Here is a 25,987-nt window from a genome sequence, read left to right on the forward strand (position 1 = left end):
TTTGCGCCATGGCGAAGGAATAGATCGCGTGGGCCGGGTGTTCTGTTTGCCAAAGGGCGTACTAATCGCGCCGGGAGATGGAGCGAGGCCAGCAGGCAAAAACCGTCGACCTAAAGGCGTCCGGTTCGCAACAGCGGCGCCGATACCGGTTCGATCACCGCGCTGCGGCTTTCCGTCCAGTACGACTTACCCGCAACGTAAAGAAGGTTCGCAGATCACGTCATGGCCCACGCAATCACACTCACTTCCAGTCTCGGCAGCAGTCTCCTGTTCGCAAACATGACCGCGACCGAGTCGCTTGGTCGGCTGTTTTCATATCGGCTCGAAGCGATCAGCAAGAACGCGGAAGTCGACCTGCGTTCGCTGCTGGGCACGCCGATGACGGTGAAGCTTGTCACGCCGCAAGGCTATACGCGCTACTTCAACGCGATTGTCCGCGAAGGCGAGCAAGGCGGCTTCGTCAACATCGACAACGTGCGCTATGCGGTCTACACGTTCACGCTCGTGCCGAAACCGTGGTTAGCGACGCGCAGACGCGACTGCCGCATCTATCGAAGCATGAGTGTGCCGCAGATCGTCCAGTCGGTACTTGGCGACATCGGCTATAGCGATCTGAAGGTGAGCCTCAGCGGTAGCTATCCGCCGCGCGACTATTGCGTGCAGTACCGCGAAAGCGACTTCGACTTCGTCAGCCGGCTGATGGAGCAGGAAGGCATCTACTACTTCTTCACGCATACGCAGAGCACGCACACGATGGTGCTCGCCGATGCGCTCGGCGCGCACTCGAGCGTGGCTGGCTTCGAGCAGATTCCCTATGCGCCGCCGATCGGGCGGGGCAAGCGCATGAAGGCGTCGATCAGCGACTGGGAGACCTCTCGCGCGGTCAACGCGACGAAGGTGCAACTCGACGACTACGACTATCTGAAGCCGAAAGCATCGCTGCTTGCCACCGAAGAGCTGACCGACATGGAGGACGCGCACAACGTGAGCGGCCTCGACATCTACGACTATGGGTACGACTACGTTGGCTACGACGAGCGTCTGTCCGACGGCCAGCGCTACGCGCAGGTGCGCGCGGATGCGTTGAATGTGCCGCTCGCGATGAGCGCCGGCCACACCGACGCCTGTGGTCTCGCCACGGGTGCGCTGTTCAGGCTCAAGGACTTTCCGCTTGCCGACGCGAATCACGAATACCTCGTGATCGACGCGGTGACGCGCCTCGTCGAGCCGGACTACTCGGCGGGCGGCGGTGGAGACGATGGCGAGGCGCCGTTCAGGTGCGGCTTCAAGGCGATCCGCAGCCGCCAGCTGTTTCGCACGATGCCGACCACGCCGCGTCCGGTGATCGCTGGCCTGCAGACGGCGGTGGTGTACGGCGATACGCCCGAAGACATCGCCGTCGACAAATACGGCCGCGTGCAGGTCACGTTCTTCTGGAATCGTCAGGGCAAACCGAACGCGCGGAACTCGTGCCCGGTGCGGGTCGCGCAGATGTGGGCCGGCAAGCGCTGGGGCGCGCAGTTCATCCCGCGCGTCGGACAGGAAGTGGTGGTCAGCTTTCTCGACGGCAATCCGGACCGGCCGCTGATCATCGGCAGTGTCTACAACGCCGACAACATGCCGCCGTACAACCTGCCGGACAACAAGACCCAAAGCGGTGTGAAAAGCCGCAGCCACGAAGGTGGCGGTAGTGACGACTACAACGAGATCCGCTTCGAAGACCGGCTAGGCAGCGAGCAGGTGCTGATTCACGCGCAAAAGGATCTGCGCGAAGAGTCGGAGCACGACCACGATGTACAGGTCGCGTGCAACTACACGCTGACGGCGGGCAACCAGATCAGGCTGGTCACCGGACTTGCCAGCATCACGATGAACAGCACCGGCGAGATCGCGATTCAAGGCACCAGCATCTCGCTTAACGGAGACATGAACGTGACGATGGCATCGGGTCTTGCGATGGAGATCAACTCGAAAGCGAATCTGAACATGAGTTCGATCGCGGCGATGGAAATCCTGTCCGAGGCCGACTGCCTCGTGCAGTCCACCAACCTGCAGTTGATCGGGACCGCGACGGCGGTACTGGGCGGCGCGGCTCCGATGATCTTATGAGCACGCCGTCGATTTTCGAAGCAGCGCGCCAGATGCGGCTGTCCACGCGCGCGCAAGCGTGCCTGCGGCCGTCGATGGCGGCGCGTTCGGCGGTGCAGACATTGCTCGACGCCGGACATTCAGCCGATGCGTTGAGCCTGCTGGGTCGTCTGCTGCCGCGCCGTTATGCGGTGGCGTGGGCGTGCCAGTGCTGCCGCCGTCAGACGCTCGACGAACACGATCGCGCAGGTCTCGAACTGGCGGAAGCGTGGGTGCGCGATCCCATGGAAGCGCAACGCGCCGCGGCGCTCGCGTTCGCGAAGACGCATCGCTACCAGACGATCGGCGCATGGACGGCTGCCGCCGCAGGTTGGTCGGGCGGCAACCTGAATCCGCAGCACGAGCGGCCGACGCCGCCGCCGGAGCATCTGACGGCGATCGCGGCGACGGCCGCGGTGAGCTACATGGCCGCGCTGGTTCCCGCGCGGTTCGATGCACGCCGTGCCGCGTTCGTGCGCGATGCGCTGGGCCTGCTGAGTGTTCCTGAAGGTATCGATGGAGGTAGGCAATGAGCGCCGCGCAGAGGCTGATTCTCTCGATAGAAGGCGAGGGGACTGGCGGCTTCGACGCAAGCCGCGAGCAGGTGTTCGACTGCCGCGATGGCAGCATCGGCCGTTCCGACGAGTGCGACTGGGTGCTGGGCACGGAAGGCGTGTCGCGTCTGCACGCGCTGGTGCGCTACCTGAACGGCATGTATTTCATCGAGGACCGCAGCACGAACGGCATGTCGCTGAACGGCGCGCCACTGCGAAAAGGCGATCCGGCCGCCCTGAAGCAAGGCGACCGCTTGCAGATCGACACGTTCGATGTCAGCGTGCGCTTGAGCGGCAACGGATCGACCGAACCGGACCCGCGGGCCGGCGCGGTCGATCCGGGGCGCACCGCGTCTTTCGGTGCTGCCGCGCCGGCCCCTGCCTGCGCACCGGCGCCTGCGCCTGCGCAAAACAGGGGTCCGCTGGACCTGAGCCTGCTGCTCGCGCCACGGCGCGCCACCCCGGCGCAGGAGCATGCGGGCGAGGCCGAAGGCCTGATTCCGGGCGTCGCCGATGGATCGGCGCCGGGTGCGAGTCTCGATCCACTCGCGTTGTTCGATGTGCCATCGTCCTACGCCGACGAACCGCTGCCTCGCGTATCGTCCGCGCCCGGTTGGAACCACTCGCCTGCGGCGGCCGACCGCTTCCGGCCGCCGCAGGCCGAGGCAGCACGGCTTGGCGGGCCCGTGCTCCCGGAAGACTGGGACGCGAGCGCGAGCCTGGTCGCCGCGCGTTCCGGGCAGGGGCGGTTCGAACCTTCCGAAGATGTGTCCATGACGACTGGCGGGATCCCGGCGCTTGTGCCCGCACCGTCGCCGCGACAGCAACGCGTGTCGGGAGATCTGACCGGACCATTCGCGGTTGCGCCAACGCACGCATCGACGCCGACGCAGGTGCCGCCGCAAAATCAAACGCAGTCGGAAACGCCGATGCATTCGCACGCGTCGCCGGACTCGCCGGACACAACACCCGTCGTGATCGCTGCGGCAGTTGCAGCGCCGGCAGTGCCTGCGGTTCCGACCGCTCCGCTCGCCTCTGCCGCCCCGTCGCCCGCCGGCGAAGACGCTCCCGAATTGATGGAAATGTTCCACATCGCCGTCGACGCGATGATGGACGTGCTACGCGCGCGCGCCGAACTGAAGAACAGCTTCCGGCTGCCCGCGACGTTGATCCAGCGTTCTGAAAACAACCCGTTGAAGTTCGCGCCGACCGCGCAGGAAGCCGTCATGAGGCTGCTCGCGCCGCCCGATGGCGGCTTCCTGCGCGGCAACGCCGCGCTGAACGATGCCGCCGCCGACATCCGCAATCACCAGATGGCGATGCTTGCTGGCGTGCGTTCCGCGTTCCAGTCGCTGCTCGCGCATTTCGATCCGGCGAAGATCGAACGGGAAGCCGAAGGCAGCGTGCGCCGTTTGCCGCTCGGTGGCCGGCCGCGTCACTGGGAGCGCTACAAGGAACAGTTTGAAGAAGTCACGAGAAATCCCGATGAATGCTTCAGGCGGCTGTTCGGCGATGAATTCGCGCGCGCCTACGAAGAACAGCTCGGACGCCTGAAAAGGCGGCGCAACGAGCCAACGTAACCAGCCAACGCGACCCGGTGCGGCGAGGCCCGAGGCCGTCGCGCCCGCACTCGTCGCGCGACGTGTGACAACCCCTATCCGGTTCACCGACATGACCCAGAGCAACAAGGTGGTATGGAGCGAAGGCCTGTTCCTCAGGCCGCAGCACATGCAGCAGCAGGAACGCTATTTCGAGCGTTACGTCGAGCTGCGCGCGGGCAATCTGCGTCCGCACGCATGGGGCTTTCACGAACTCGAACTGGAAAGCGATCTGCTCGCAATCGGCAAGCTCGGCATCAAGCGCGCACGCGGCGTGTTTCCCGACGGCACGCCGTTCGCAATGCCCGGCGATGATCCACTGCCGCCGCCGCTCGATATCGATGCGAACTGGCGCGACCAGATCGTCCATCTGACCTTGCCGCTGCGTTCGCCCACGCAGCCGGACAGCGCATGGCCCGGCGCCGGCAGCGATCAGTTGTTCCGCTATCGCGTGCGCGAAGCCGAAGTGCGCGATGCGTCGGGCAGCATGGAAGGCGTCACCGCGCTCGAAGTCGCGGGCATGAGCACACGTCTTTTACCCGAATCGCAGCCGATGGAAGGCCTGATGCGGATTCCGTTGGCACGAGTCGTCGAATGCCGCGCCGATCGGCGTGTGATCCTCGACGATGGCTTCGTGCCGACCGCGCAGAGCACCGAAGCGGCCGGGCGGCTTGTCACCTTCCTGTCCGAGCTGCTAGGCCTGCTGCATCAGCGCGGCGAGGCGCTCGCGGGACGTGTGAGCGAGACCGATCGCGGCGGTGCCGCGGAAATCGCGGACTTTCTGCTGCTGCAGGTGATCAACCGCTATCAGCCGCTCGTCGCGCATCTTGCCGAGGCGCCGCTGCTGCACCCCGAAGCGCTTTACCGGCTGCTGCTCGAACTGGCCGGCGAGCTGGCTACATTCACGACGCCGGGCAAGCGCGCGCAGGCTTTTCCGCCGTATCGGCACGAACTGCTGCGCGAAAGCTTCGAGCCGGTGATCGCGGCGCTGCGCATCGCGTTGAGCGCGGTGCTCGAACAGAGTGCTGTCGCGATTCCGCTGCAGCAGCGCAAGTATGGCGTGTGGGTCGGCATGGTGCCCGATCTCACGCTGCTCGATACGGCGACCTTCGTGCTCGCCGCGAAGGCCGACCTGAAGTCCGAAGACATGCGCCGGCAACTGCCGACGCAATCGAAGATCGGCCCTGTCGAAAAGATCCGCGATCTGGTGAACCTGCAACTGCCGGGCATCGGCGTATCGCCGATGGCGGTCGCGCCGCGCCAGTTGCCCTACATGTCGGGCTTCCTCTATTTCGAGTGCGACAGAAACTCGCCGATGTGGCGCATGTTGAAGACGTCCGGCGGCATCGCGATGCACTTCGGTAGCGGCTTCGCCGGTCTCGACCTGCAACTGTGGGCGATACGCGCATGAATACCACCAACGACCGTTCCGCCGACGCAACCCGGCGTGGCGATGCGACGATGGTGCGCCCGCAGCGCGCCGTCAACGGCGATCCCAACGCCGATCCCAACACCGACGCCGGCGAGCTCACGCGCATCGTGCGGCCAGCATCGCCCACTTCGCGCGTGATGCCGGCAAACCGGCCGTCGCAGCCGCCTGGCCCGCCGCCGCTGCGCGCCGAGCTGGGCGACTTCCTGAGCGGTGTCGCCAATCCGCTCGTCCGTGCGGCCAATCCGCTGCTGCTGCTGACGGTGCAATTGCGGCACAGCGTTGCGCCGCCCACCGACGTCGGCCGTCTGCGCGAACAGGCGGTCGCACAGGTGCGCAGCTTCGAGCGCTACGCACAGGGCGCGGGCATCGACACGCAAACCATCGTGGCAGCGCGCTACGTGCTATGCACGATGCTCGACGAGTCGGTGAACAATGCGCCGTGGGGCGACCTGAGCGGCTGGGCGCAAAAGACGCTGCTCGTGACATTCCACGGCGAGGCCTACGGTGGCGCGAAGTTCTTCCAGATTCTCGATCGCCTGAGCGTCGACTTCTCGCGCCATCTCGATCTGATCGAGCTGATGTACATCTGTCTCGCGCTGGGCTTCGGCGGACGCTATCTCGTGGAACCAGGCGGGCTCGCGCGCCTGGCCGACATTCAGGACGATCTCTATCGGCGCATTCGCGGGCTGCGCGAAGCGCCCGCCGCGGAACTGGCGCCGCATTGGCGCGGCGTCGAAGACCGCCGCAATCCGGTGATGCGGCATGTGCCGATGTGGGTCGCCGCGTCGGCTGCGGCCGTCGTGCTGCTGGGTGCATTCCTGGTGTTTTTCACGAAGCTCAACGCGCTCGCTGCGCCGGTCGGCGCACAGCTTGCCGCGATCGGTCTCGAGAACACGCCGCCGCCGCAAACCGTCGCGACGCTCGCGCCCACGGCTGCGCGCGTGACGCTCAAGCAACTGCTCGCGCCACAGGAACAGGCCGGCCAGTTGAGCGTCGACGAACAAACCGATGGCCGCGCCACGGTGCGTCTCGCCGCCGCCGAACTGTTCCCGTCGGGCGGCGCCGACATCGCGCCCGACGTGGTGTCGCTCCTGCACCGGATCACGTCGGCGCTGAATCAGGTGAAGGGCAGGGTGATCGTCGTCGGCCACACCGACGACCAGCCCGTGCGTTCGCTGACCTTCAAGGACAACTTCGCGCTGTCGACGGCGCGCGCGCAGAACACGCAGCAGATTCTCGCGCAGGGGCTCGACGATCCGCGTCGTCTCGAAGCGAGCGGCGCTGGCTCGTCGCAGCCGATCGCGACGCCGGCCGATCTGCCGGCGAACCGCACGCGCAACCGTCGCGTGGAAATCCTGTTTATCCCGGAGCACTGAACCCATGAACACGCTGAAAACCTGGGTGACGTCCCGGTGGTTCACCGTCGCGATCGGATTGCTATTGATCGCTGCGCTGATCTGGCTGGGCGGCCCCTATCTCGGAATCGGAGAACGGCAACCGCTCGCGAGCGCCGCGGCCCGGCTGGCGCTGATCTTCGCGATCGTGCTTGGCTGGCTGCTGGTCGAACAGGCCATGCAATGGCGCGCGCGGCGCAAGACGTCGCAACTGTCCGGCGAGCTGGCTGGACAGGACGCGCAGCTTCCGCTCGACGAACCCGGCAGCGCCGAACGCGAGCAGTTGCAGCGTCGCTTTCGCGAAGCAATCGATATGTTGCGCAAGACCCGCAGGAATGGCAGCAATCTCTACGCGCTGCCGTGGTATGTGGTGATCGGTCCGCCGGGCTCGGGCAAGAGCACCCTGGTGCAGAATTCCGGGCTCGAGTTTCCGCTCTCGGAGCGCTTCGGCAAGGAGGCGCTGCGCGGCATCGGCGGCACGCGCAACTGCGACTGGTGGTTTACCGACGAGGCGGTGTTTCTCGACACCGCGGGCCGCTACACGACGCAGGACTCCGATGCGGCCGCCGACGCTTCTGCGTGGCAGGCGTTTCTGTCGCTGCTGCGCCGCTATCGGCGGCGCCGTCCGTTGAACGGCGTGATCGTGACCATGAGCGTGTCCGATCTGCTGACGTTCGACGAAGACGCGCGTCAGCAGCACATCCGCACCGTGCGCCGGCGCCTCGACGAACTCGCGCAGCACCTGAAGGTGGCGGTGCCCGTGTATCTCGTGTTCACCAAGTGCGATCTCGTGGCGGGCTTCACCGAGTTCTTCGACGATCTCGGGCCCGATCTGCGCAGTCAGGTCTGGGGCATGACGTTTCCCGTCGACGTGAGTATCGAAGGTAGCGCCTGCGCGCGCTTCGCGGGCGAGTTCGACTTGTTGCTGGAGCGTCTGAATACGCGCGTGATCGAGCGTCTGCATGGGGAGCGCGATCGCAGCCGACGCGCCGCCGTGCTCAGCTTTCCGCAGCAGCTCGGCGCGTTTCGCGAAATTGCGCGGCAGTTCGTCGAAGGCGCGTTCGGGCGTCATCAGTACGGCGCAGCGCCGCTGTTGCGCGGCGTCTATCTGACCTCCGGCACCCAGCAGGGCGCGCCGATCGACCGCATGCTGAGCGCCGTCGCGCGCACCTTCGGCGTCGACGCGGCGCGCGTGCAGGGCGGCGGCACGCAACGCCGGACCTTTTTCGTCGAACGGCTGCTGAAGGAAGTGCTGTTCCGCGAGTCGGGCCTCGCCGGCACCAACCCGCGGCTGGAACGGCAGAAGCTCCTGATGCAGGCCGGGATGTATATCGGCATCGCGCTCGTCACGGCGCTGCTGATCACCGGCTTCGCCACCAGTTACACGCGCAACCGTCTCTACGTCGCGCAGGTGCAGGACACGCTGGAAGACCTGCCGCCAGCCAGCAGCCTCGCCGGCGCACCGGATCTCAAGACGTATTTCGCGCGTGCGCTCGCGCGCCTCGAAGTCATCTCCGGCGCGCAGGGCGTCGCGGGCCAGTATCAGGGCCACGTGCCCTGGCTGATGCGCTTCGGCCTGTTCCAGGGACACGCGTTGTTCGGGCAGGTGCATGCCGCGTATCTGCGCGAACTCGACGGCACCTTGCTGCCCGGCGTCGGCGTGCGCTTTCGGGAAGGACTCAACGCCAGTGCCAACGCTCCGCAGGTACTCTACGACTACCTGAAGGGCTATCTGATGCTCGGCCAGCCGCAGCATCTCGATCCCGGCGAGCTGGCCGCGCTCGCGCGCATCGAATGGCAACGCATGTTCCCGCAGGACCCGGCGATCCAGAACGCGCTCGACAAACACTTTTCCGCGCTGGTCGACGATCCGGCGAAGCCGCGCGCGCTGACGCTCGACAACGCGCTCATCGATCAGGCGCGCGCGACGCTGAAGACCGCCGATCTCGCGACGCTGATCTACGGCAGCGTCCAGCTCGACGCCGGGCGTTCGGGGGCGCCGCCGGTGCGACTCGACCAGTCGCTCGGACTGCTTGGCAGCGTGTTTCGCCGCAAGAGTGGCGCGCCGCTTTCGCAACCGTTCCCCGCGCTGTTCACGAGGCCGGTTTTCGCCGCCGAGGTGAACGGCGGAATCGATCGATCGGTGGACGGCTTCGTGAAGGACTACTGGGTCTTCAACGCCAGCCGCATCGATCCGCTCGCGCGCTCGCGCTATGAACAGCAGGTGCTGGCACTGTACGAGCAGGACTACATCAAGGCGTGGGACGCATTGCTCGCCGATCTGCAACTTCAGCCGGTGTCCGACATTCAGGCCGCGAGTGCGCTGGCCGCGAAACTGTCGGGTCCGAGTTCGCCGCTGAAAGCGCTGCTGCATCTCGTGCATGACAACACCAGTGACATGTTGCGTGGCGCCACGGCTGACGGTGCAACTTCGGCTTCATCGGCCTTGTCGGCTTCGGCGGTGGGCGCGCAGGCGGCGTCCGTCGGCGGGAACCTGATTGCGAGACGTGCGGCGAACACGCGTCTGGCCGGCGAATTGCGCGACGCGGGCGCAACGCTGCCGGACGGCACCACGACCAACGGCCCCGCAAGCGCCAGGCCGGGTTCGGGCGAAGCGCCGGCCAGCCGGGCGGGCGCCGCCATCGAGGCGCATTTCGCGCAGTTGAACCAGATGAGCGTCGGCACGCCGGGCTCGACGCCGCTCGATCAGATGTCCACCGTGCTCGACCAGCTCGGCAAGAACCTGTTGACGATGACTGACCTGAGCGCACCCGGCGCGCAGAACAATCCGGCCGTGCTCGCGGCGCGCCAGGAGAGCGACCAGTTGCCGCCGCAGGTGGCTTCGCTGATTTCCGGCCTCACCGGCAAGAGTGCGGATCTGGTCGCAAGCGGAAGCAGCGCCGCGCTCGCCAGCCAGTTTCGCGAGGCAGCGGGCAACGACTGCGCGAGCTTTGTCGATGGCCGCTATCCGTTTGCGTCGAACCGTGCATCGGACATCCCCGTGCAGAACTTCGCCGAGCTGTTCGGCAATGGCGGACGGTTCGACAGTTTCTTCAAGTCGACGCTCGCGAAATCAGTCGACACGAGTGGCCGCAACTGGCGCTGGAAGCCCGGCGCGCCGGCCGGCCCCGACGCCGTGCTGAGCGAAGCGCAGAGTGCCGACGCGATCCGCCAGATCTATTTCCGCAACGGCGCGCAACTGCAGGTCGGCTTTACGCTGCTCGCGCCGCAGCTCGATCCGGCAATTGCGAAGCTGACCGTCGAAATCGACGGGCAGAAGTACGACTACGCGGCGAACGGCTCCGCGAGCATGACGATGACGTGGCCTGGACCGCAGCCCGGACACGTGGTCGTCAGTGCGTTCGATACGTCCGGCCATCCGGTCGGCACGCCGCTAAAATTCGATGGGGACTGGGCACTCTTCCACGCGCTCGATGCGGCCCATCTGCAAAAACAGAGCGACCTGCGCTATCTCGCGACCTTCGACTTCGGCGGCCATGCAGTGAAGCTGCCGATCGCGCCCGCGAGTCTGAAGAACCCGTTCCTCGACGACGAAGTCCGGCGTTTCAGGTGCCCGCGATGAACGGTGGAGTCGGCTTCTTCGGGAAATTGCCCAGCGCGGGCGATTTTGTTCAGCGACGGCTGCCGTCCGCGTTCGTCGAAGACTGGGACCGTGACTTCCAGCGCGCGGTTGAAGCCGGGCGCGGCGAGCTCGGCACGCACTGGGACGCCGCATGGCGACAGGGCGCGGCGTGGCGCTTCGTGCTGCCCGCAACGGTGTGCGGCGAGCTCGCGTGGTGCGGGCTGATCGGACCGGCCGTCGATCGGCTCGGCCGTGCCTTTCCGATGGTGCTGGCCGCGCCCTGTGGCGGCGATGTCGCGACCGTGCTCGGCAATCACGCGTGGTTCGACGCACTCGAGCGCGTCTATCGCAGTGCGCAGCACGAGGTCGTGAGCGTCGAAACCTTCGATGTGCGCGTGGCGGCGTTGCCCGGTCCGCTGACGCACGTGCGACCTGCGACCGACATGGCTGCGTTCTGGCGCGCGCTGCCGTGGGACGGCGGTCAATGGCGACTGGCGATGCCCGAAGGCGCGGCCGTTGGGATGGTGCTGGCCGAGGCATGGTCGCAACTCGGCAAGCGGCCGGGGCCGTGGTGCCTCTGGTGGACCGAACGTGCTGCGTGCCTGCTGGCGACGCGTGGTTTGCCGTCGAGCTACGCAGTGCTACTGGAGCCGGTGGTGTCGAGGGCGGGCGACGTGGGCGACGTGGGTGACATGGGCGAAGCGCTGCGCGAGTTCGGCTCGGCATCCGCTCGTCAGTGGGAGTCTGTTGCGTTGCTGGGCGATGACGAGATCGCTGCCGGGCAATGCGGTCTGCACGCGGAGGATGGTCACGATGATCGAGTGTTGCCCGTCGGTTCATCGGCAGCCGGTCACGCTGCAGATGCCAGCGATGCGCTGCTGCTACTCGACGACGGCCGCACGCTGGTGCTGAGTGCCGATGACGGCCCGTCTCACTCGCACCAACGTGCAGCGCGCGCCATCCGCGAGACGGCGCAGCGCAGTGCGGCGGATCTGCCCAGTCTGCGGACCGGCCTGCTGGCGCTGCACGCGCAGCTGCGCGGCGCCCGGCACGATGCGCACGATGCGCACGATGCGCGCCACGCAGCGGCAGCAAACGGCGCTGCCCTCGTCGCGCGCTTTGACGCAGCGCAGGTGCGACTGCTGCGGATCGGCGCCGCGGCAGCCTGGCACTGGCGGCGCGGCCAGTTGCAACCACTGTTCGTCGAGCGGGCGGCAGGCGCGGGCGGCGAATTTGACGATCTGCTGTTCGGCGATGCATGGCTCGCGATGCCCGGCATCGGCGCCTCCGAAGAGCCGGATTGCGACGAAGCGTGCATCACGCTCGAGGATGACGATCGCCTGCTGTTGCTCGTCAGCCGCGCGCTCATCCAGCTTCCGCACGCGTGTCTGCTCGAGGCGCTGGCATTGACCACGAACGAGGACGCCCGCCTGCATCTCGCGATGTGCGCGGGCCTCGGCACGCAGCCCACGCAATGGCCGCTGGCCGTGATCGAAGCCGGCTCATGACGACGCATTGTTGCTCCGCCGGCCGCACCGAGACAGGCAAGGTGCGCCGCCGCAATGAAGATGCGATTCTGGTTCGCGAGGACCTCGGACTGTGGGCTGTGGCCGACGGTCTGGGCGGCCATTCGGCCGGCGACTACGCGAGCACGCTGATCATCGAACGCCTTGGTGCGCTGACGCGCGAAGGCAGCGTCTTCGACTTCATTGCTGCGATCGAAGACAGCCTGCAGCAGGTGAACACCGAACTGCGCGAGGCCGCCGTCGCTCGACAAACCGACGTGATCGGTTCGACCGTCGCGCTGCTGGTGCATGACCAGCAGTTCGTGCTGTGCGGCTGGGTCGGCGATAGCCGCGTGTACGTTCAGGAAAACGGCGCACTGACGCAACTCACTCGCGACCACGTGCATGGTCAACCGGTCGACATCACGCATTTCGGACCACGCGCGCCGGCAGGCGTGGGCACTGGCGTGCTGACCCGGGCGGTCGGCGTCGACGAGACGCTCTACGTCGACTGGGCCATGGCCGGCAGCCGTCCCGGCATGCAGTTCCTGCTGTGCTCGGATGGCGTCAACAAGGAGCTCAGTGATGGCGAATTGACCGCCGCCTGTCGCGAGCAGCACAGTCCACGCCGGCAGATCGAGCGCCTGTTCGAGCTCGCCCTTGCGCGTCGCGCGCGCGACAACATTTCCGCCGTCATCGTGCGGCTCGAAGCATCGTGAAATTTCCGCCATGAACCATCCGGACCCCATCCCTTCCGCTTATCACGGGCGCACGCCGAAGCTGGCCGCGCTATCCGACGCTTTCAGGACACGTTGTGAGCGTCAGATCGACGTTCTTCGCAGCGGGTCGGCACCCGCGAGAACTGGCGCGCGTTCCACCACTTCATCGTCCGCACAGATGGCCGGTGCGTTATCGGCATCCGTGCGCCGCAACCACGGCATGACTATCGTGCTGCCCGCGCTGTCGGTCCGCAGCGATGTCGTGCAGTGCGAGTGGCTGCGACCGAGGAGGCAGCAGGCATGAGTGTGGACGAGCAGCAGGTCAACGACGCATTGCGCGCGCTCGACGAAGCCCATCGACTACAGCGGATTCAGCGCAACGAATACCGGTACCGCCGACGCATGTTGTTCGAATCGCTGGGGCGGGACACTGCGGGTACAGGCGACACCGTGCGGCGGGTCGTGCTGTCGGGCGTCATGCAACAGCCGGACGTGTCGGCGGAAGGTCACGATGCCGGAAGTGCGGCAAGTGCTGAAGGGGGGGCAGTGCGCACGGACCTCGGCGCGCGACCGCTCGCCGCGTGGGCCGCCGTGCTGCTCGGCGTGGCCGCGGTGGGCGTCATGCTGTTTTGCTGGTTTGTCTTCGCATATTGAGCCGCGTTTTCGAAGCAGCCAGTCCGAGCGCAACAGCCGCTCGATGTTGCGCCGATCTGCAGGGATCATTCTTCGTCCGGCCCGGATAGCGTCTGCAGTTCTGCGAGGCCGCCGGGCGCGATGTTTTGAAGGACTTCCGCGAAGCGCTTGCCGACCAGACGTCTGGCTCGCTTGAGCAGGATCGGCAGCGGACTGGACGGTTCGTGACGTTCGTAGTAGTCGCAGATTTCGTCGATGCACAGGACGACGTCATCGGGTCCCTGGATTCGTCCGTTATCGCGCCGAGGGGCAGGGTTCGTGGGCGCGTCTTCGCCGGTCGACACCAATCCGGCGGCGAGCGCTTCGCCGCGCTCTGGAAAGCGCCGCGCCAACTGTGCATCGACAAACTTCTTCAACTCTTCGATATCGTCGGTCAGGTGGCCCAGATCGGGTCCAGCGGTACCCAGCTTTTCGCTCGCAATTGCATCAATGGCGCGCGCGTGCTCCAGCGCCATCGCGAGTGCTGCGGCCGCATCGGGCAACTGGTGTTCGGGGCAATCCATGCAGCACGCTTCGACATCGATCAGCGTGGGCGCAGGCACGCCCTCCGCAGAGGGTGGCGGGGTGATTGCGCCCGTCGCGATACGCAGATCACGCAACGAAAAGCGGCCGAGTCGCGGTGAGCTCACGAAGGGCGCGTTGCGGAAATAGGCGAGCACGCTCCGGGGATCGCCGAGCGGCATGATCGCGTTGGTGCGCGCGGTAGCGTCGTTGTCGTCGGCGGCGTCCAATTGCGGGTGCGCCGCTTCCCAGTAACGTTCCAGCAGACCGCGAACCAGCCCCAGACCGGCGCTCCAGCCTGCAATGCCATGAATGCGGGTCGAGGCGGCGGTCAGATGGATGGCCACACGCAGGTCGTTGGTACGGTTGAACAAAGCCTCGGCGGCGGTTGCCACCTTATCCCAGTCCGGTTCTACGGCGGCCTTCAGGCTGTCGCCCATCGCCCGCTCGGATGTCGGTGTGGCGAGCCGCTCCAGCGCGATGAATTCTGGATCGTATTCGAGGTTCTCGCCTGTCGGCGTGCTGTCGTCGATGGGGCGGAGCAGGTGATCTGGATCGAATGGCGTCATGATTGGCTGGCGAAAAAGGAAGGGCGCTGAGACTACAACGACAGGGCGCGTCCAACGAGCGCGCGGCATCAAACGGACAACAGCTAATGCCCCGTAGTTATTCCGTCTCAACTGATCGTCAGCCTGGTACGCAGATCGAACTGCCGGGCGGCTGCCCTGATCAATGTTCTGTCGTGAGTTGGCAGCCGGTTGCCGCTGCGCCGTAACTCCCGCGCGGGCCGCCACAGGGGCGGTCCGCGAGTTTGTTCAGATCAGACCGCAGCGCCGCCGTGACTGGCATCCCCCGCGTCGCCCCTACCGCTCCCCCGTTCGAGGGATATTTCCGGATCGCAATCGCGCCGATGATGGCGTCACTCGGGATGCCAGCGTACGCGACATATAACGACGAACCTGTGTCAGCCCGCAGTCTATTTCTCGACTCAAGGAGATGTTGATGCAGGACGCAGTGCAAGACTCGACGCCATCCAACCATGCCTATCCGCTGCTGATCAAGCATCTGTTGCACACGCCGTTCGCTCAGGCGCCGGACCAGGAAATCGTCTACCGCGGGCAGCTGCGGATGACCTACACCACGCTGCAGGAACGTATCGCGCGGCTCGCCAATGGCCTCGACGGGCTCGGCGTGCGGCACGGCAGCACGGTCGCCGTGATGGACTGGGACAGCCACCGCTATCTCGAGTGTTACTTCGCGGTGCCGATGATGGGCGCGGTGCTGCAGACGGTCAACGTGCGGCTGTCGCCGGCCGAGATCGTCTACACGATCAACCACGCGGGAGCGGAAGTCCTGCTCGTTCACACCGATTTTCTGCCGGTGCTGGAAACGATCAAGGATCAGCTGGAAAAGGTACGCATCTTTGTGCGGATCGACGAGCCGGACAGCGACGCATGCGCGCACACCATCCCGTTTGCGACGGAATATGAAGCGATGCTGGCGGCGAGTGCGACGCACTACGACTTCCCGGATTTCGACGAAAGCACCAGGGCCACCACGTTCTATACGACGGGCACGACCGGCCTGCCGAAGGGCGTGTACTTCTCGCATCGTCAACTGGTTCTGCACACGATCACGCTGATGGCCGCGCTGGCGAGCCCGGTGTCGGGTCAGCGCTTTCACCGTGGCGACGTCTATATGCCGCTCACGCCGATGTTCCACGTGCACGCATGGGGCATGCCGTACATCGCGACGGTGCTGGGCGCGAAGCAGGTCTATCCTGGCCGCTATATGCCGGATCGTCTGGTGCAGCTGGTGCGAGACGAGGGCGTCACGTTTTCGCACTGTGTGAGCACGATCCTGCACATGCTGCTCAACTGTCCCGAAGGAAAGTCGGTGGACTTCAGCAAGTGGAAGATCGTCATCGGCGGCGGCGCGTTGCCGCACGGCATTGCGCGCGCCGCACTCGAGCGCGGCATCGACGTGTTCGCAGGCTACGGGATGTCCGAGACCTGCCCGGTGCTGAGTCTCGCGCAACTGCAGCCGCGCAGCGAGCCGCTCGACCTCGACGAAGAAGTCCGCCTGCGTTGCAAGACCGGACTGCCGGTTCCGCTCGTCGATCTGCGCATCGTCAACGACAACATGGAGGACGTCGTGCACGACGGCAAGGCATACGGCGAGATCGTCGCGCGTGCGCCGTGGCTCACTCAGGGGTACCTGAACAATCCGGAAGCGTCCGAACAGCTCTGGGCCGGCGGCTACCTGCATACACAAGACATCGCGAACATCGATACCACCGGCAATCTGCAGATCACCGACCGCATCAAGGACGTGATCAAGTCGGGCGGCGAATGGATCTCGTCGCTCGAGATCGAGAGCCTGATTTCGCTGCACCCGGACGTGTCGGAAGTCGCGGTGATCGGGATCAAGGACGAGAAGTGGGGCGAACGTCCGGTGGCGCTGGTGGTGCTCAAGGAGAACGGCAGGATCACCGAGGACGAAATCAGGCAGCACGTTCTCCAGTTCAGCCACACAGGGCAGATCTCGAAGTACGCGGTCCCGCAGACCGTCAAATTCGTCGACGCACTGGAAAAGACGAGCGTCGGCAAGATGAACAAGAAGTGGCTGCGCGAGCAGTTCGCGTAACCGGTGACCAGGAGCAGACACGATGAGCATCAAGGAATACAGCATTGCAAAAATTGACGACTTCGTTGGCCGCGAGCTGGGCCTGTCGGACTGGGTTGTCGTTGATCAGGCGCGCATCGACGCATTTGCGGCGTGCACGGGGGACCGGCAGTGGATTCACGTGGACGTGGAGCGCGCGAAGCGCGAGAGCCCGTTCGGCGGCACGATCGCGCACGGCTATCTGACGCTCTCGCTGCTGGCGGCGCTCGCGATCGAGATCGGTCTCATCCCCGAGGATGCGTCGGCCGGTCTCAACTACGGGCTGGACAAGGTGCGCTTCATGACGCCGGTGAAGGCCGGCGCGCGGGTGCGCAACCGCGTGACCCTCGTATCCGTGGAGAAGAAGGGCAGCGCACGGATCATCGTCAAGACGATGAACGAGTTGCAGATCGAGGGCGAGGACAAGCCGGCCCTGATTGCCGAGTCGCTGGCGATGCTGGTGGCTTGACCCTTACCCGTTGACAAAGCTGAATGCGTTGTTTGAGGAGCATCAAGATGGCAGCAACAACTGACAAACCGTCGCGAATCGACCAGACGGACGATCTCTCGGCGTCCGCCGCCGAAGGCATGCTGGGCCCCAACCCGTTTGTCGGGCTGCGTCCACGCGACTTTCTGGCGACCGCGCAACAGATCGGCACCCAGGCGCTGCGGCAACCCGCGCTGCTCATGGAGCAGGAAGCGACGCTCGTGCGCGAGCTGATCGCCGCGCTGTATGGCAGTGCGGAAGTTACGCCGCCGCCGGGCGACAAGCGTTTTGCCGACCCCGCGTGGCGCGACAATTCGTTCTACCGCCTCACGCTGCAGAGCTATCTTGCATGGCGCAACGCGATGACCGGATTCGTCGAGCGTTCCGCGCTGGACCCGAAGAGCAAGGAGCGCGCGCAGTTCGTGATGTCGCTGGTCACGGACGCACTGTCGCCGACGAACACGCTGCTCGGCAATCCCGCGGCGGTGAAGAAGCTTGTCGATTCCGGCGGCGCGAGCTTCATTGGCGGCGCGAAGAACCTCGTGACGGACATGCTGCAGAACCAGGGCATGCCCGCGCAGGTCGACAGGAGCGCGTTCGAGGTGGGCAAGAATCTCGGCACGTCGCCGGGCGCGGTGGTGTTTCGCAACGAGGTGCTCGAGCTGATCCAGTATGCGCCGGCGACCGCGAAGGTCTATAGCCGTCCGCAATTGATCGTGCCGCCGCAGATCAACAAGTTCTATGTGTTCGATTTGTCCGAAGGCAAGAGCATCGTCGACCATCTGGTGAAGAGCGAGTTCCAGGTGTTTGCGGTGAGTTGGCGCAACCCCACCGCGGCACAGAGCCACTGGGATCTCGACACTTATGTCAGCGCGCTTATCGAAGCGATCGCGGCGGTGCGCGACATCACCGGCAGCGACGATGTGAACCTGCACGGCGCGTGCTCCGGCGCGATGACGATTTCGGCGCTGCTCGGCCACCTCGCGAGCCGCGGTGAAAAGACCGTCAACGCCGCGACGCTGATGGTCGCCGTGCTGGACAGCTCTGCCGACTCGCAGCTCGGTCTCTTCGCGACGCCCGAAGCCATCGCGGCGGCGAAGCAGAACAGCATATCGAAGGGCGTGCTCGCCGGCGAGGAGATGGGACGCGTGTTCGCATGGCTTCGGCCCAACGATCTGGTGTGGAATTACTGGGTTAACAACTATCTGCTGGGCAAGGCGCCGCCCGCGTTCGACATCCTCTACTGGAATAACGACGCGACCCGGCTGCCCGCGCGGCTGCATGGCCAGTTGCTCGACATCTTCGCGGGCAACCTGTTCAGCAAGCCTGGCGCGCTGACGGTGCTCGGCACGCCGATCGACCTTGCCGGCGTCACGTGCGACAAGTACGTGGTGGCCGGTATGACGGATCACATCACGCCGTGGAAAGGCGTGTACAACACGGCGCGTACCTTCGGCGGCGACACGCGGTTCGTGCTGAGTTCGAGCGGGCACATTCAGAGCCTGATCAACCCGCCCGGCAATCCGAAGGCGAAGTTCTTCCTCAATCCCGAACTGCCGGCGAATGCCGAAACATGGCTGGCCGGCGCACAAGCCGAAAAGGATTCGTGGTGGAAAAACTGGGCGGACTGGCTGCGCGAGCGTTCCGGCGAAAGTCGTGCGGCACCGACGGCGCTCGGCAGCGAGCGGCATCCGGCGGGCATCAAGGCGCCCGGAACCTACGTAATGGAAGCTTGACACACACTCTGATTGGCCGGGTTATGGCCATTATTTTCCAGATGCAATTTTGTGGAGATTCGAATCATGGATTCAACCAACCCGAATAGTATTCTCGCTGAGTACACCAAGGTATTCGGACAGTTCAAATTGCCTGGCGTCGACGTCGGGAAGATCCTCGAGTCGCGTCGCAAGGACATCGAGGCGCTCGCCGAAGCCAACACGGCCGCGTTCGTGGGCGTGCAGTCACTCGCCCGGAAGCAGGCGGAAATCATGCGCGCGATGTTCACCGAGCTCCAGTCGTTCGGCGCGCGGCTCGCCGCATCGGCAAGCCAGCCCGCGAACGCCGGCGAAGTGGTTCAACAGGCCTTGCACAAGGCCTTGGCAGACATGCAGGAACTCGCGGATACGGCTGTGCGGGCGCAGTCGGACAGCTTGGCGGTGGTCACGAAGCGCGTCGCGGAGCACATCGAGGAGTTGAAAACGCTCCTGCAACCGAAGAAGTAACTCGGTATGGTGATATGGCATGCCGAACCCCCGATGAAGTGTTCCGCCAAAAGGTCGTCCGGATGACAGAGATGCAACTCACCCCTGAGTCTTTCTGCGGTATGCAGGTCCAGATGGTCGATCTGGACGGCCAGGTCCTGCGTGTCGCGACGTGGAAGGGCAGCGACGCTTCGCCGCCGCTCCTCATTTTCAACGGCATTGGCGCCAACCTTGAACTGGCGGAGCCGTTCGTCGCCGCGTTGGAGGATGTGAGCGTCATCATCTTCGACATCCCCGGTGTGGGCGGCTCGCCCGCGCCCCTCGTGCCGTACCGCTTCTCGACGCTGTCGGTGCTGACCGACAGGCTGCTGTCGCGGCTCGGCTACGACGGGCCTGTCGATGTGCTCGGCGTATCGTGGGGCGGCGCGCTCGCGCAGCAATTCGCGCGTCTCTATCCGGTGCGCTGCCGCAGGCTGATTCTCGCGGCGACCTCGCCGGGCGTCATCATGGTGCCGGCGAAGCTTTCGGTGTTGACGAAGCTGATCGGGCCACGCCGCTATACCGATCCGGACTACCTCCAGCAGGTGGGCGCGGAAATCTATGGCGGCGCGTACCGGCGGGATCCGTCGCTGCTGAAGGAACATGGCCGCCACATCCAGGCGCCGCGCGGCCGCGGCTACCTCTACCAGTTGCTGGCTGCTTCGGGCTGGAGCAGCCTGCCCTGGCTTGGCGCGTTGCGCCAGACCACGCTCGTGATGCACGGCAACGACGACCCGATCGTACCGCTTGCCAACGCGAAGATTCTTGCGGCTCGCATCCGCCACGCGAGCCTTCATGTCATCGACGACGGCCACCTGTTTCTCATCACGCGCGCGAAAGACGTCGCGCCGGTGGTGCGCCAGTTCCTGCGGCGGGAGGCGAGTTGAGCTTTCTCGCGAACGGCGGAGAAGGTCCGCGGCGCGCCGCGGCCGATGCGCCGGCGTATCGGAAAGCCCTGCGTTTGAAGCAGATGCGGCGGAGCGCGACATGTCTGCTCGTGGTCATGATCGCGCTGCTCTTTGCGTGCGTGGTTTCAGCCGTCAGGGCTAGCCGCTCCCGACGAGCCCCAGCGCCTGCGCGCGCGCAACCGCCTGTGCGCGTTTGTCGACCGACAGCTTCACGAAGATACTCTTCACGTGCGACTTGACGGTTTCCGGCGCAATGCCGAGGGTGCGCGCGATTTCCTTGTTCGACTGCCCCTCTGCGATCAGGCCGACGATATTGCGTTCCCGTGCGCTCAGAGACGCCCGCTCGGTGTCGAGTTCGGGTTTCCTGTCCCGCTGGTACAGTGCGCGCCAGCCGTCGAGCAAATGATCGATATAGCGCAGCATGTCCTGCGACTGCGCGCTCGGGTGCGTGTCGTCGCGAACAGCCTGCAGCAGCGAGCCGATTTCCGGACACAGGTCAATGATCGACTGGTAGATACCGGCTGCCGCGGCGTCCTTCAGGACTTCGCGAAAGATTTCGACGGCGCGGGCCCGTTCGTTCGCACTCAGCCAGACAAGCGCAAGCACGGTTCGTAGCCGCAGCGCGAGATAGTCGGCATGCCGTGCATTGGCGCCCTGCAGCGCGACGGTCAGTGCCTCGACAGCGTCTTGCGGTCGCTTCCCGGCCATCGCGACATAAGCCGCGCCGAGTGCGTGATAGGTCTGCGTCTCTGACGAGACGGTGCCCGAAGGGGCGGAGCCGGCGGCCGCAAACTGCTTCAGTTGCGCGACACATCCGGCGGCTTGCGCCGTTCTTCCTTCCACCAGATAGAGCCGCGTGCGCTCGACGAGGGCGGCCGCGACCAGCCGGTCCCAGCGGCGCGCGTGTCCCAGCGCCTGTCCCTGATCGAGCAACGCGTAGGCTTGCGCGGTATTGGACCGCGCGGCTGCGATCCGGACGAGCAACCGGTAGGCGATCAACGTGCTGTCGAGCAGCAGGACAGCCAGCTCGATCACCGGCATAAGATCGGCAAGCAATGCTTCGGCCTCGTCCAGCCGGCCCTGCTCGTATCTGATCTGCGCGATCATCGGCGCGCACAACGCGGTGGAGATGGATTGCGGACCGGCATGAAGCTCGGCCAGTTGCAGCGCCTCCATGAAATACCGCTCCGCCAACCCGAAGTGCATCTGCTGCATCTCCGCATGGCCGAGCAGGCAGAGCCGGTAGGCCGAAGCGAACACATTACGCTGGTCTTCTTCGAGCGAATAGGGGATCCACGGCGTCGCATGGAGCGCGTCGAGGTTGCCCGCTTTCCAGTGCCCGAAGCGCACGACGTTGGACGCGACATTCGTGGTCCAGAGGTCGTTCGACGGCCGCTCGAGGCACGGCTGTGCGATCGCGAGCGCCCGTTGCGGATCGTCCTGCAGCGCCGCTACCACCGCGCGGATCACCTGGCATTCCCAGCGGATGTTGCCGGGGTCGGCGTTCGCGCCGGCGTCGCGCTCGATCGCGTCCAGCATCGCGAGCGCCTCGTCGGAACGTATCGCGAGCGCCATGCCCCAAGCGATCGCAAGCGTGACCTTGACCTGTCCGCGCATGAGATCTGCCGGAAACCGCCGTTGCCAGCCGAGCAGCGTGAGCAGATCGCCTTTCTTGACGAGCGCCATCGCGCAGTGGCCCATCAACGAGATCGCCTCGTCGGTCGCGCCCGCGGCGATCGCGTGCCTGACGGCGTCGGTCCACTGTTCCTGCTCCGCATACCACTGGCACGCGCGGCGATGCAGGTCCGCCACCTCATCGCGATACTGCGTTTCCAGCCGCTGGCGCAAGTACTCGCGCATCAGGTGGTGGTAGCGGAAGCAGTGTCCCTCCAGATCCATCGGCTCCAGCAGCAACTGGCGCGCGGCGATCGTCTCCAGCATCGCCTGGCCGGATTCGGCGCCGGTCAGCGCTTCGCACAACGACGCGGTTAGCCGCTCGAGTATCGCTGTGCGCAGCATGAACTCGACCATCCTGGGCGGCAGGCGTTCGAGTATGTCCTGGAGGTAGGCCGCAAACGGCCGGGACGCGCCGGATGGCACAGCCGGTTCCCAGCCCAGTTTGGCTTCCTCCCGCAATAGCACCGACGCCGAAATGCGCAACGCCGCGGCCCACCCTTCGGTGTTCGCGAACAGCGACTTGACGCCCGTGGCGCGCAGCTTGCCGGGGCATGCGTGTTCGACAAAGCTGCACGTTTCGTCGAAGTTAAAACGCAGCGCCGACGCGTCGATTTCCATCAGATCGTTTTGCGCCCTCAGCCTCGCGAGCGGCAGCGCGGGGTCCGTGCGCGTACACACCACCACGTGCACATTGGATGGCGCGTTCGCGATGAAGAACGACATCGCTTCGTGAATCGCGGGAAGGCTGATCAGGTGATAGTCGTCGAGGAAGAGATAGACATCGTCGTCGACGTCGACGAGCTCGTTGATCAGCGTCGATACGACGGCGTGCGCGGGAACCAGCGACGCCTCTGTCGTGAGGCCGATTGCCGAAGCGCCGACATTGCAGCAGGCGTTGTGCAGCGCCCGCGCCACATGATGGAAGAAGCGCGCCGGTTCGTCGTCCTCGCTGTCGAGCGCGAGCCATGCGATCTGCGCGCCGCTCGCCCGCAGCCGGCTGAGCCAGGTGAGCGCGAGCGACGTCTTGCCATAGCCGGCGGGTGCCTTGATGACTGTCAGCCGACTGTTTTCGGTCTGCTCGGCAAGACTGACGAGCCGGGGCCGATCAATCAATCCCGCGGGCAGGCGCGGCGGAAAAACCTTCGTGGCAAGAAAGGGAGGCGGCCTCTTGAGGGGCGCTGCTTCAGGTACGTGCATCGGCTGCTCCGGGTGTTCGGATTGACGCTGGCTGCATCGCCCATTCCTGCTCCCGCGCCCCCTGTAAGGGGGATATGGCTCGGCGCGGCGCTGGGACATCATGGATTCCATAGAGGAGATCGAAGTTGAGCCAGCCGGACCTCGGTGTGCGCCGGCCGATCATGCCCGGATGGTTTGCCGGGCAACACGGAAGCCAGTGCGCTGCTCACGAAATGATACGCCCAACCACCTCGAAGGAGGAGACATGTCAGCCACATCCAGTCACATTGCAGCGCACAAACTCGGACCGCTCGGTGCGGAGCCCGAATTATCGGAAATGGGTCAGATGGTCCAGCAGACGGTCCATCGCTATGCGAAAGAAGTGTTGCGCCCGACAGGCGTCAAGCTCGATCGCATGACGCCTGAACAGGTGATTGCGCAGGGTTCGCCGTATTGGGACGCACGCGCGAAATTCGTCGAGCTGGGATTCGGTGTCGACGGGCTGCTCGAGCTCGAACCCGCCGAACGGGCGAAGACGATGTGCATTCTGTTCGAGGAACTCGGTTGGGGTGATTCGGGACTGGCGATTACGTATGGCGCGGGTCTTCTTCCCGCGTTGATGTCAGCCATGTTCAACAACCCGTTTTGCCGCGCGTTGACGCCGGACGAGAAGCTCGGCTGCTGGGCGATCACGGAGCCCGATCACGGCTCCGACATGCTCGACGCAAACGGCATGATCTTCCATTCGCAGGGCACGTACGGCCGGCCCAACTGCGTCGCGACGCTGCGCGGCGACGAAGTGATCGTCAATGGGCAGAAGTCCGCATGGGTGTCCAACGGTATCTCCGCGGACGTGTGCATTCTCTACTGCGCGGCGGACAGCGGCTTCGGCGTCGACACGAAGCGCGGCGTGGTGGTCATCGTGCCGCTGGATGCCAAAGGCGTGTCGCGCGGCAAGCCGCTCGACAAGATCGGTCAGCGCGCGCTCAATCAGGGCGAACTGTTTTTCGAGAACGTCACGCTTTCGAAGGACCACCTTCTCGCCGGTCGCGATCAGTATCTCGACGCGGTCTACGCGATCCACTCGCTCGCCAACGCGGTGATGGCGACGGTATTTACCGGCACCGCCCGCGCCGCGTTCGAGCTTGCGCTCGCCTACGCGCACGAACGCAAGCAGGGTGGCCTGCCGATCATCCGGCATCAGTCGGTCGCGTCGCGGCTCTTTCATATGTTCCGGAAAGTGGAGGCGTCCCGCGCACTCGCGCATCGCGTCGTCCACTACAACTTCACCGCGCCGCAGCCATCGCTGCATGCGGCGATGACGGCAAAGATCACCGCGACCCAGACTGCATTCGAAGTCGCCAACGATGCGCTGCAGATCTTCTGCGGCAACGGACTCACGCGCGAGTACCCGATCGAAAAGATCTGGCGCGATGCCCGTGCGTCGCTGATCGAGGACGGCTGCAACGAAATTCTTGCGATCAAGGGCGGCTACTACCTGATCGATCCGGAACTGCTCTGAACGGCGGCGGACGACTGCACAACTGAATGGATGACTAAAGGACGGAGACAAGGAAATGGCAACGGCTTACGAAGTGGTGCTCTACGGAGCAAGCGGCTACACGGGCAAGCTCACGGCATGGAAGCTCGCCGAACGCGGGATCCCGTTCATTGCCGCGGGTCGTAACAAGGAGCGGCTGGCGGAGGAAATGGCGAAGGTGCCCGAGCTTGCCGGACACGACTATCAGTGTGTGGCGCTCGAGCATGAAACCGGCGCGCTCACCGAGCTGTTCAAGGGCAAGAAGGCGGTGATCAACATCGTCGGGCCGTTCATGCAGCTTGGCCGTCCTGTCGTCGAGGCGAGCCTTGCGGCCGGCTGCCACTACTTCGACGCGACCGGCGAAACCGACTGGATGTCGCTGCTCAAGCGCACCTACGGACCATCCTTCGCCGCGAAGGATCTCGCGCTGTGTCCGGCCAACTCGTACATGTGGACGGAAGGCAATCTCGCCGCGGAGATCGCGCTTCAGACGCCGGGCATCGACACGCTCGACATGCTCTATCTCGGCGATTCGGAGGTGAGCGTCGCATCGACGATGTCGTTCCTGCGGATGTGCACGCAGCCGCAGTTCTATCTGCGCAACAACGAACTGGTGCAGTGGCCGTGGGCGACGTCGTACCAGGTGCACGTGCCGGGCGAGCACGTACTGCTGAATGCATTGCCCTGGAGCGGCGGCGGCGAGCCGATCTGGTACGAAGACGATCCGCGCGTGCGCAACTGCCAGACGCTCGTGTCGTTCAGGAATCAGGAGCGCTTCAACGGCGTGATCGGCCTCCTGAAGAAGTTCGAGCAAGAGTGCCGGCAGCTCGATGCGGCGAGGCAGGAAGAAGTCACCAACGAGTGGGGCAAGGCCGTGACGCAGGTCGAACCTGCGCGCGAGAACCCGGATGTCAACCGCTGCACGTTGTCATGCCAGGGGCGCGGCAATACGAACTCCGTCAGCGTGGTGCTGCGCGGCAACTCCCCTTATGCGCAAACCGGCGTGCTCGGCGCGGAAGCGGTACGCCGCGTACTGCGCGGGCAACTGCATGCGACCGGCTTCGTTTCGCCCTCGCAAGCGTTCGGCGCGCGCAACCTCGTTGCCGCCCTGGCCGAAGAAGGCTATCTGGCCTACGAAGTGAAGCACGTCTGACAGCGAACCGGACCGTCTGCGTCGCGCACGCGTGGC

The 25,987-nt window shown here is 65.2% G+C and carries 18 protein-coding genes; 16 read left to right on the forward strand and 2 right to left on the reverse strand.

Annotation, left to right across the window (positions count from 1 at the left end; all coding sequences use genetic code 11):
• Window positions 1-222: 222 nt before the first annotated feature.
• The 9 genes from tssI (at window position 223) to F6X40_RS03450 (ending at window position 13,566) form a co-directional block, all read left to right on the forward strand.
• Window positions 223-2,109: a type VI secretion system tip protein TssI/VgrG gene (gene tssI / locus F6X40_RS03410; protein WP_262421348.1), complete on the forward strand. Its 1,887-nt coding sequence runs from the start codon at window positions 223-225 to the stop codon at window positions 2,107-2,109.
• Window positions 2,106-2,660: a DUF6931 family protein gene (locus F6X40_RS03415; protein ID WP_187618819.1), complete on the forward strand. Its 555-nt coding sequence runs from the start codon at window positions 2,106-2,108 to the stop codon at window positions 2,658-2,660. Before tssI ends, F6X40_RS03415 begins: the two co-directional genes overlap by 4 nt.
• Window positions 2,657-4,261, forward strand: coding sequence for a type VI secretion system-associated FHA domain protein TagH (tagH, locus tag F6X40_RS03420; RefSeq protein WP_187626816.1), 1,605 nt, complete (start codon window positions 2,657-2,659; stop codon window positions 4,259-4,261). Before F6X40_RS03415 ends, tagH begins: the two co-directional genes overlap by 4 nt.
• A gap of 91 nt (window positions 4,262-4,352) precedes the next feature.
• Complete coding sequence (tssK, locus tag F6X40_RS03425; protein ID WP_187626817.1) at window positions 4,353-5,690, forward strand: type VI secretion system baseplate subunit TssK; 1,338 nt, start codon at window positions 4,353-4,355, stop codon at window positions 5,688-5,690.
• Window positions 5,687-7,087 carry a type IVB secretion system protein IcmH/DotU gene (icmH, locus tag F6X40_RS03430; RefSeq protein ID WP_187626818.1) on the forward strand — a complete coding sequence of 467 codons (1,401 nt, stop codon included), beginning with the start codon at window positions 5,687-5,689 and terminating at the stop codon, window positions 7,085-7,087. Before tssK ends, icmH begins: the two co-directional genes overlap by 4 nt.
• A gap of 4 nt (window positions 7,088-7,091) precedes the next feature.
• Window positions 7,092-10,688 (forward strand): type VI secretion system membrane subunit TssM, encoded by a 3,597-nt coding sequence (gene tssM, locus F6X40_RS03435; RefSeq protein ID WP_187626819.1) that lies wholly within the window; start codon window positions 7,092-7,094, stop codon window positions 10,686-10,688.
• A complete protein-coding gene (tagF, locus tag F6X40_RS03440; RefSeq protein ID WP_187626820.1) occupies window positions 10,685-12,196 on the forward strand; it encodes a type VI secretion system-associated protein TagF in 1,512 nt (503 codons plus the stop codon). Before tssM ends, tagF begins: the two co-directional genes overlap by 4 nt.
• A complete protein-coding gene (locus F6X40_RS03445) occupies window positions 12,193-12,912 on the forward strand; it encodes a PP2C family protein-serine/threonine phosphatase (RefSeq protein ID WP_184064080.1) in 720 nt (239 codons plus the stop codon). The genes tagF and F6X40_RS03445 overlap by 4 nt, the downstream gene beginning before the upstream one ends.
• Before the next feature lie 306 nt (window positions 12,913-13,218).
• Complete coding sequence (locus F6X40_RS03450; RefSeq protein ID WP_187626821.1) at window positions 13,219-13,566, forward strand: hypothetical protein; 348 nt, start codon at window positions 13,219-13,221, stop codon at window positions 13,564-13,566.
• A gap of 65 nt (window positions 13,567-13,631) precedes the next feature.
• Here F6X40_RS03450 and tssA read toward each other — a convergent pair whose 3' ends face one another.
• Window positions 13,632-14,900 carry a type VI secretion system protein TssA gene (tssA, locus tag F6X40_RS03455; protein ID WP_316251784.1) on the reverse strand — a complete coding sequence of 423 codons (1,269 nt, stop codon included), beginning with the start codon at window positions 14,898-14,900 and terminating at the stop codon, window positions 13,632-13,634.
• A gap of 208 nt (window positions 14,901-15,108) precedes the next feature.
• On the opposite strand from tssA, the gene F6X40_RS03460 reads away from it, so the two are divergent.
• From F6X40_RS03460 to phaZ, 5 genes are all read left to right on the forward strand, one after another.
• A complete protein-coding gene (locus F6X40_RS03460; protein WP_187626822.1) occupies window positions 15,109-16,752 on the forward strand; it encodes a fatty acid--CoA ligase in 1,644 nt (547 codons plus the stop codon).
• Window positions 16,753-16,774: 22 nt separating this feature from the next.
• A complete protein-coding gene (locus F6X40_RS03465) occupies window positions 16,775-17,239 on the forward strand; it encodes a MaoC family dehydratase (RefSeq protein WP_184064068.1) in 465 nt (154 codons plus the stop codon).
• Between the two features lie 47 nt (window positions 17,240-17,286).
• Entirely contained in the window at window positions 17,287-18,993 is a 1,707-nt protein-coding gene (locus F6X40_RS03470) for an alpha/beta fold hydrolase (protein ID WP_187626823.1), read from the forward strand.
• Window positions 18,994-19,059: 66 nt separating this feature from the next.
• Window positions 19,060-19,479 (forward strand): phasin family protein, encoded by a 420-nt coding sequence (locus F6X40_RS03475; protein ID WP_187626824.1) that lies wholly within the window; start codon window positions 19,060-19,062, stop codon window positions 19,477-19,479.
• A 71-nt stretch (window positions 19,480-19,550) separates the two neighbouring features.
• Window positions 19,551-20,384: a poly(3-hydroxyalkanoate) depolymerase gene (phaZ, locus tag F6X40_RS03480; protein WP_187626825.1), complete on the forward strand. Its 834-nt coding sequence runs from the start codon at window positions 19,551-19,553 to the stop codon at window positions 20,382-20,384.
• A gap of 159 nt (window positions 20,385-20,543) precedes the next feature.
• On the opposite strand, the gene F6X40_RS03485 is transcribed toward phaZ, so the two are convergent.
• On the reverse strand, window positions 20,544-23,195 hold the full coding sequence (locus F6X40_RS03485; RefSeq protein WP_262421349.1) for a LuxR C-terminal-related transcriptional regulator: 2,652 nt from the start codon (window positions 23,193-23,195) through the stop codon (window positions 20,544-20,546).
• A 328-nt stretch (window positions 23,196-23,523) separates the two neighbouring features.
• Between F6X40_RS03485 and F6X40_RS03490 the strand changes: the two genes are divergently transcribed.
• Complete coding sequence (locus F6X40_RS03490; RefSeq protein WP_187626827.1) at window positions 23,524-24,780, forward strand: acyl-CoA dehydrogenase family protein; 1,257 nt, start codon at window positions 23,524-23,526, stop codon at window positions 24,778-24,780.
• 55 nt (window positions 24,781-24,835) lie between these two features.
• Window positions 24,836-25,951 (forward strand): saccharopine dehydrogenase family protein, encoded by a 1,116-nt coding sequence (locus F6X40_RS03495; protein WP_187626828.1) that lies wholly within the window; start codon window positions 24,836-24,838, stop codon window positions 25,949-25,951.
• The last annotated feature ends 36 nt before the right edge of the window (window positions 25,952-25,987 follow it).

It is taken from the genome of Paraburkholderia sp. UCT31, assembly GCF_014397655.1.
GTDB lineage: Bacteria > Pseudomonadota > Gammaproteobacteria > Burkholderiales > Burkholderiaceae > Paraburkholderia > Paraburkholderia tuberum.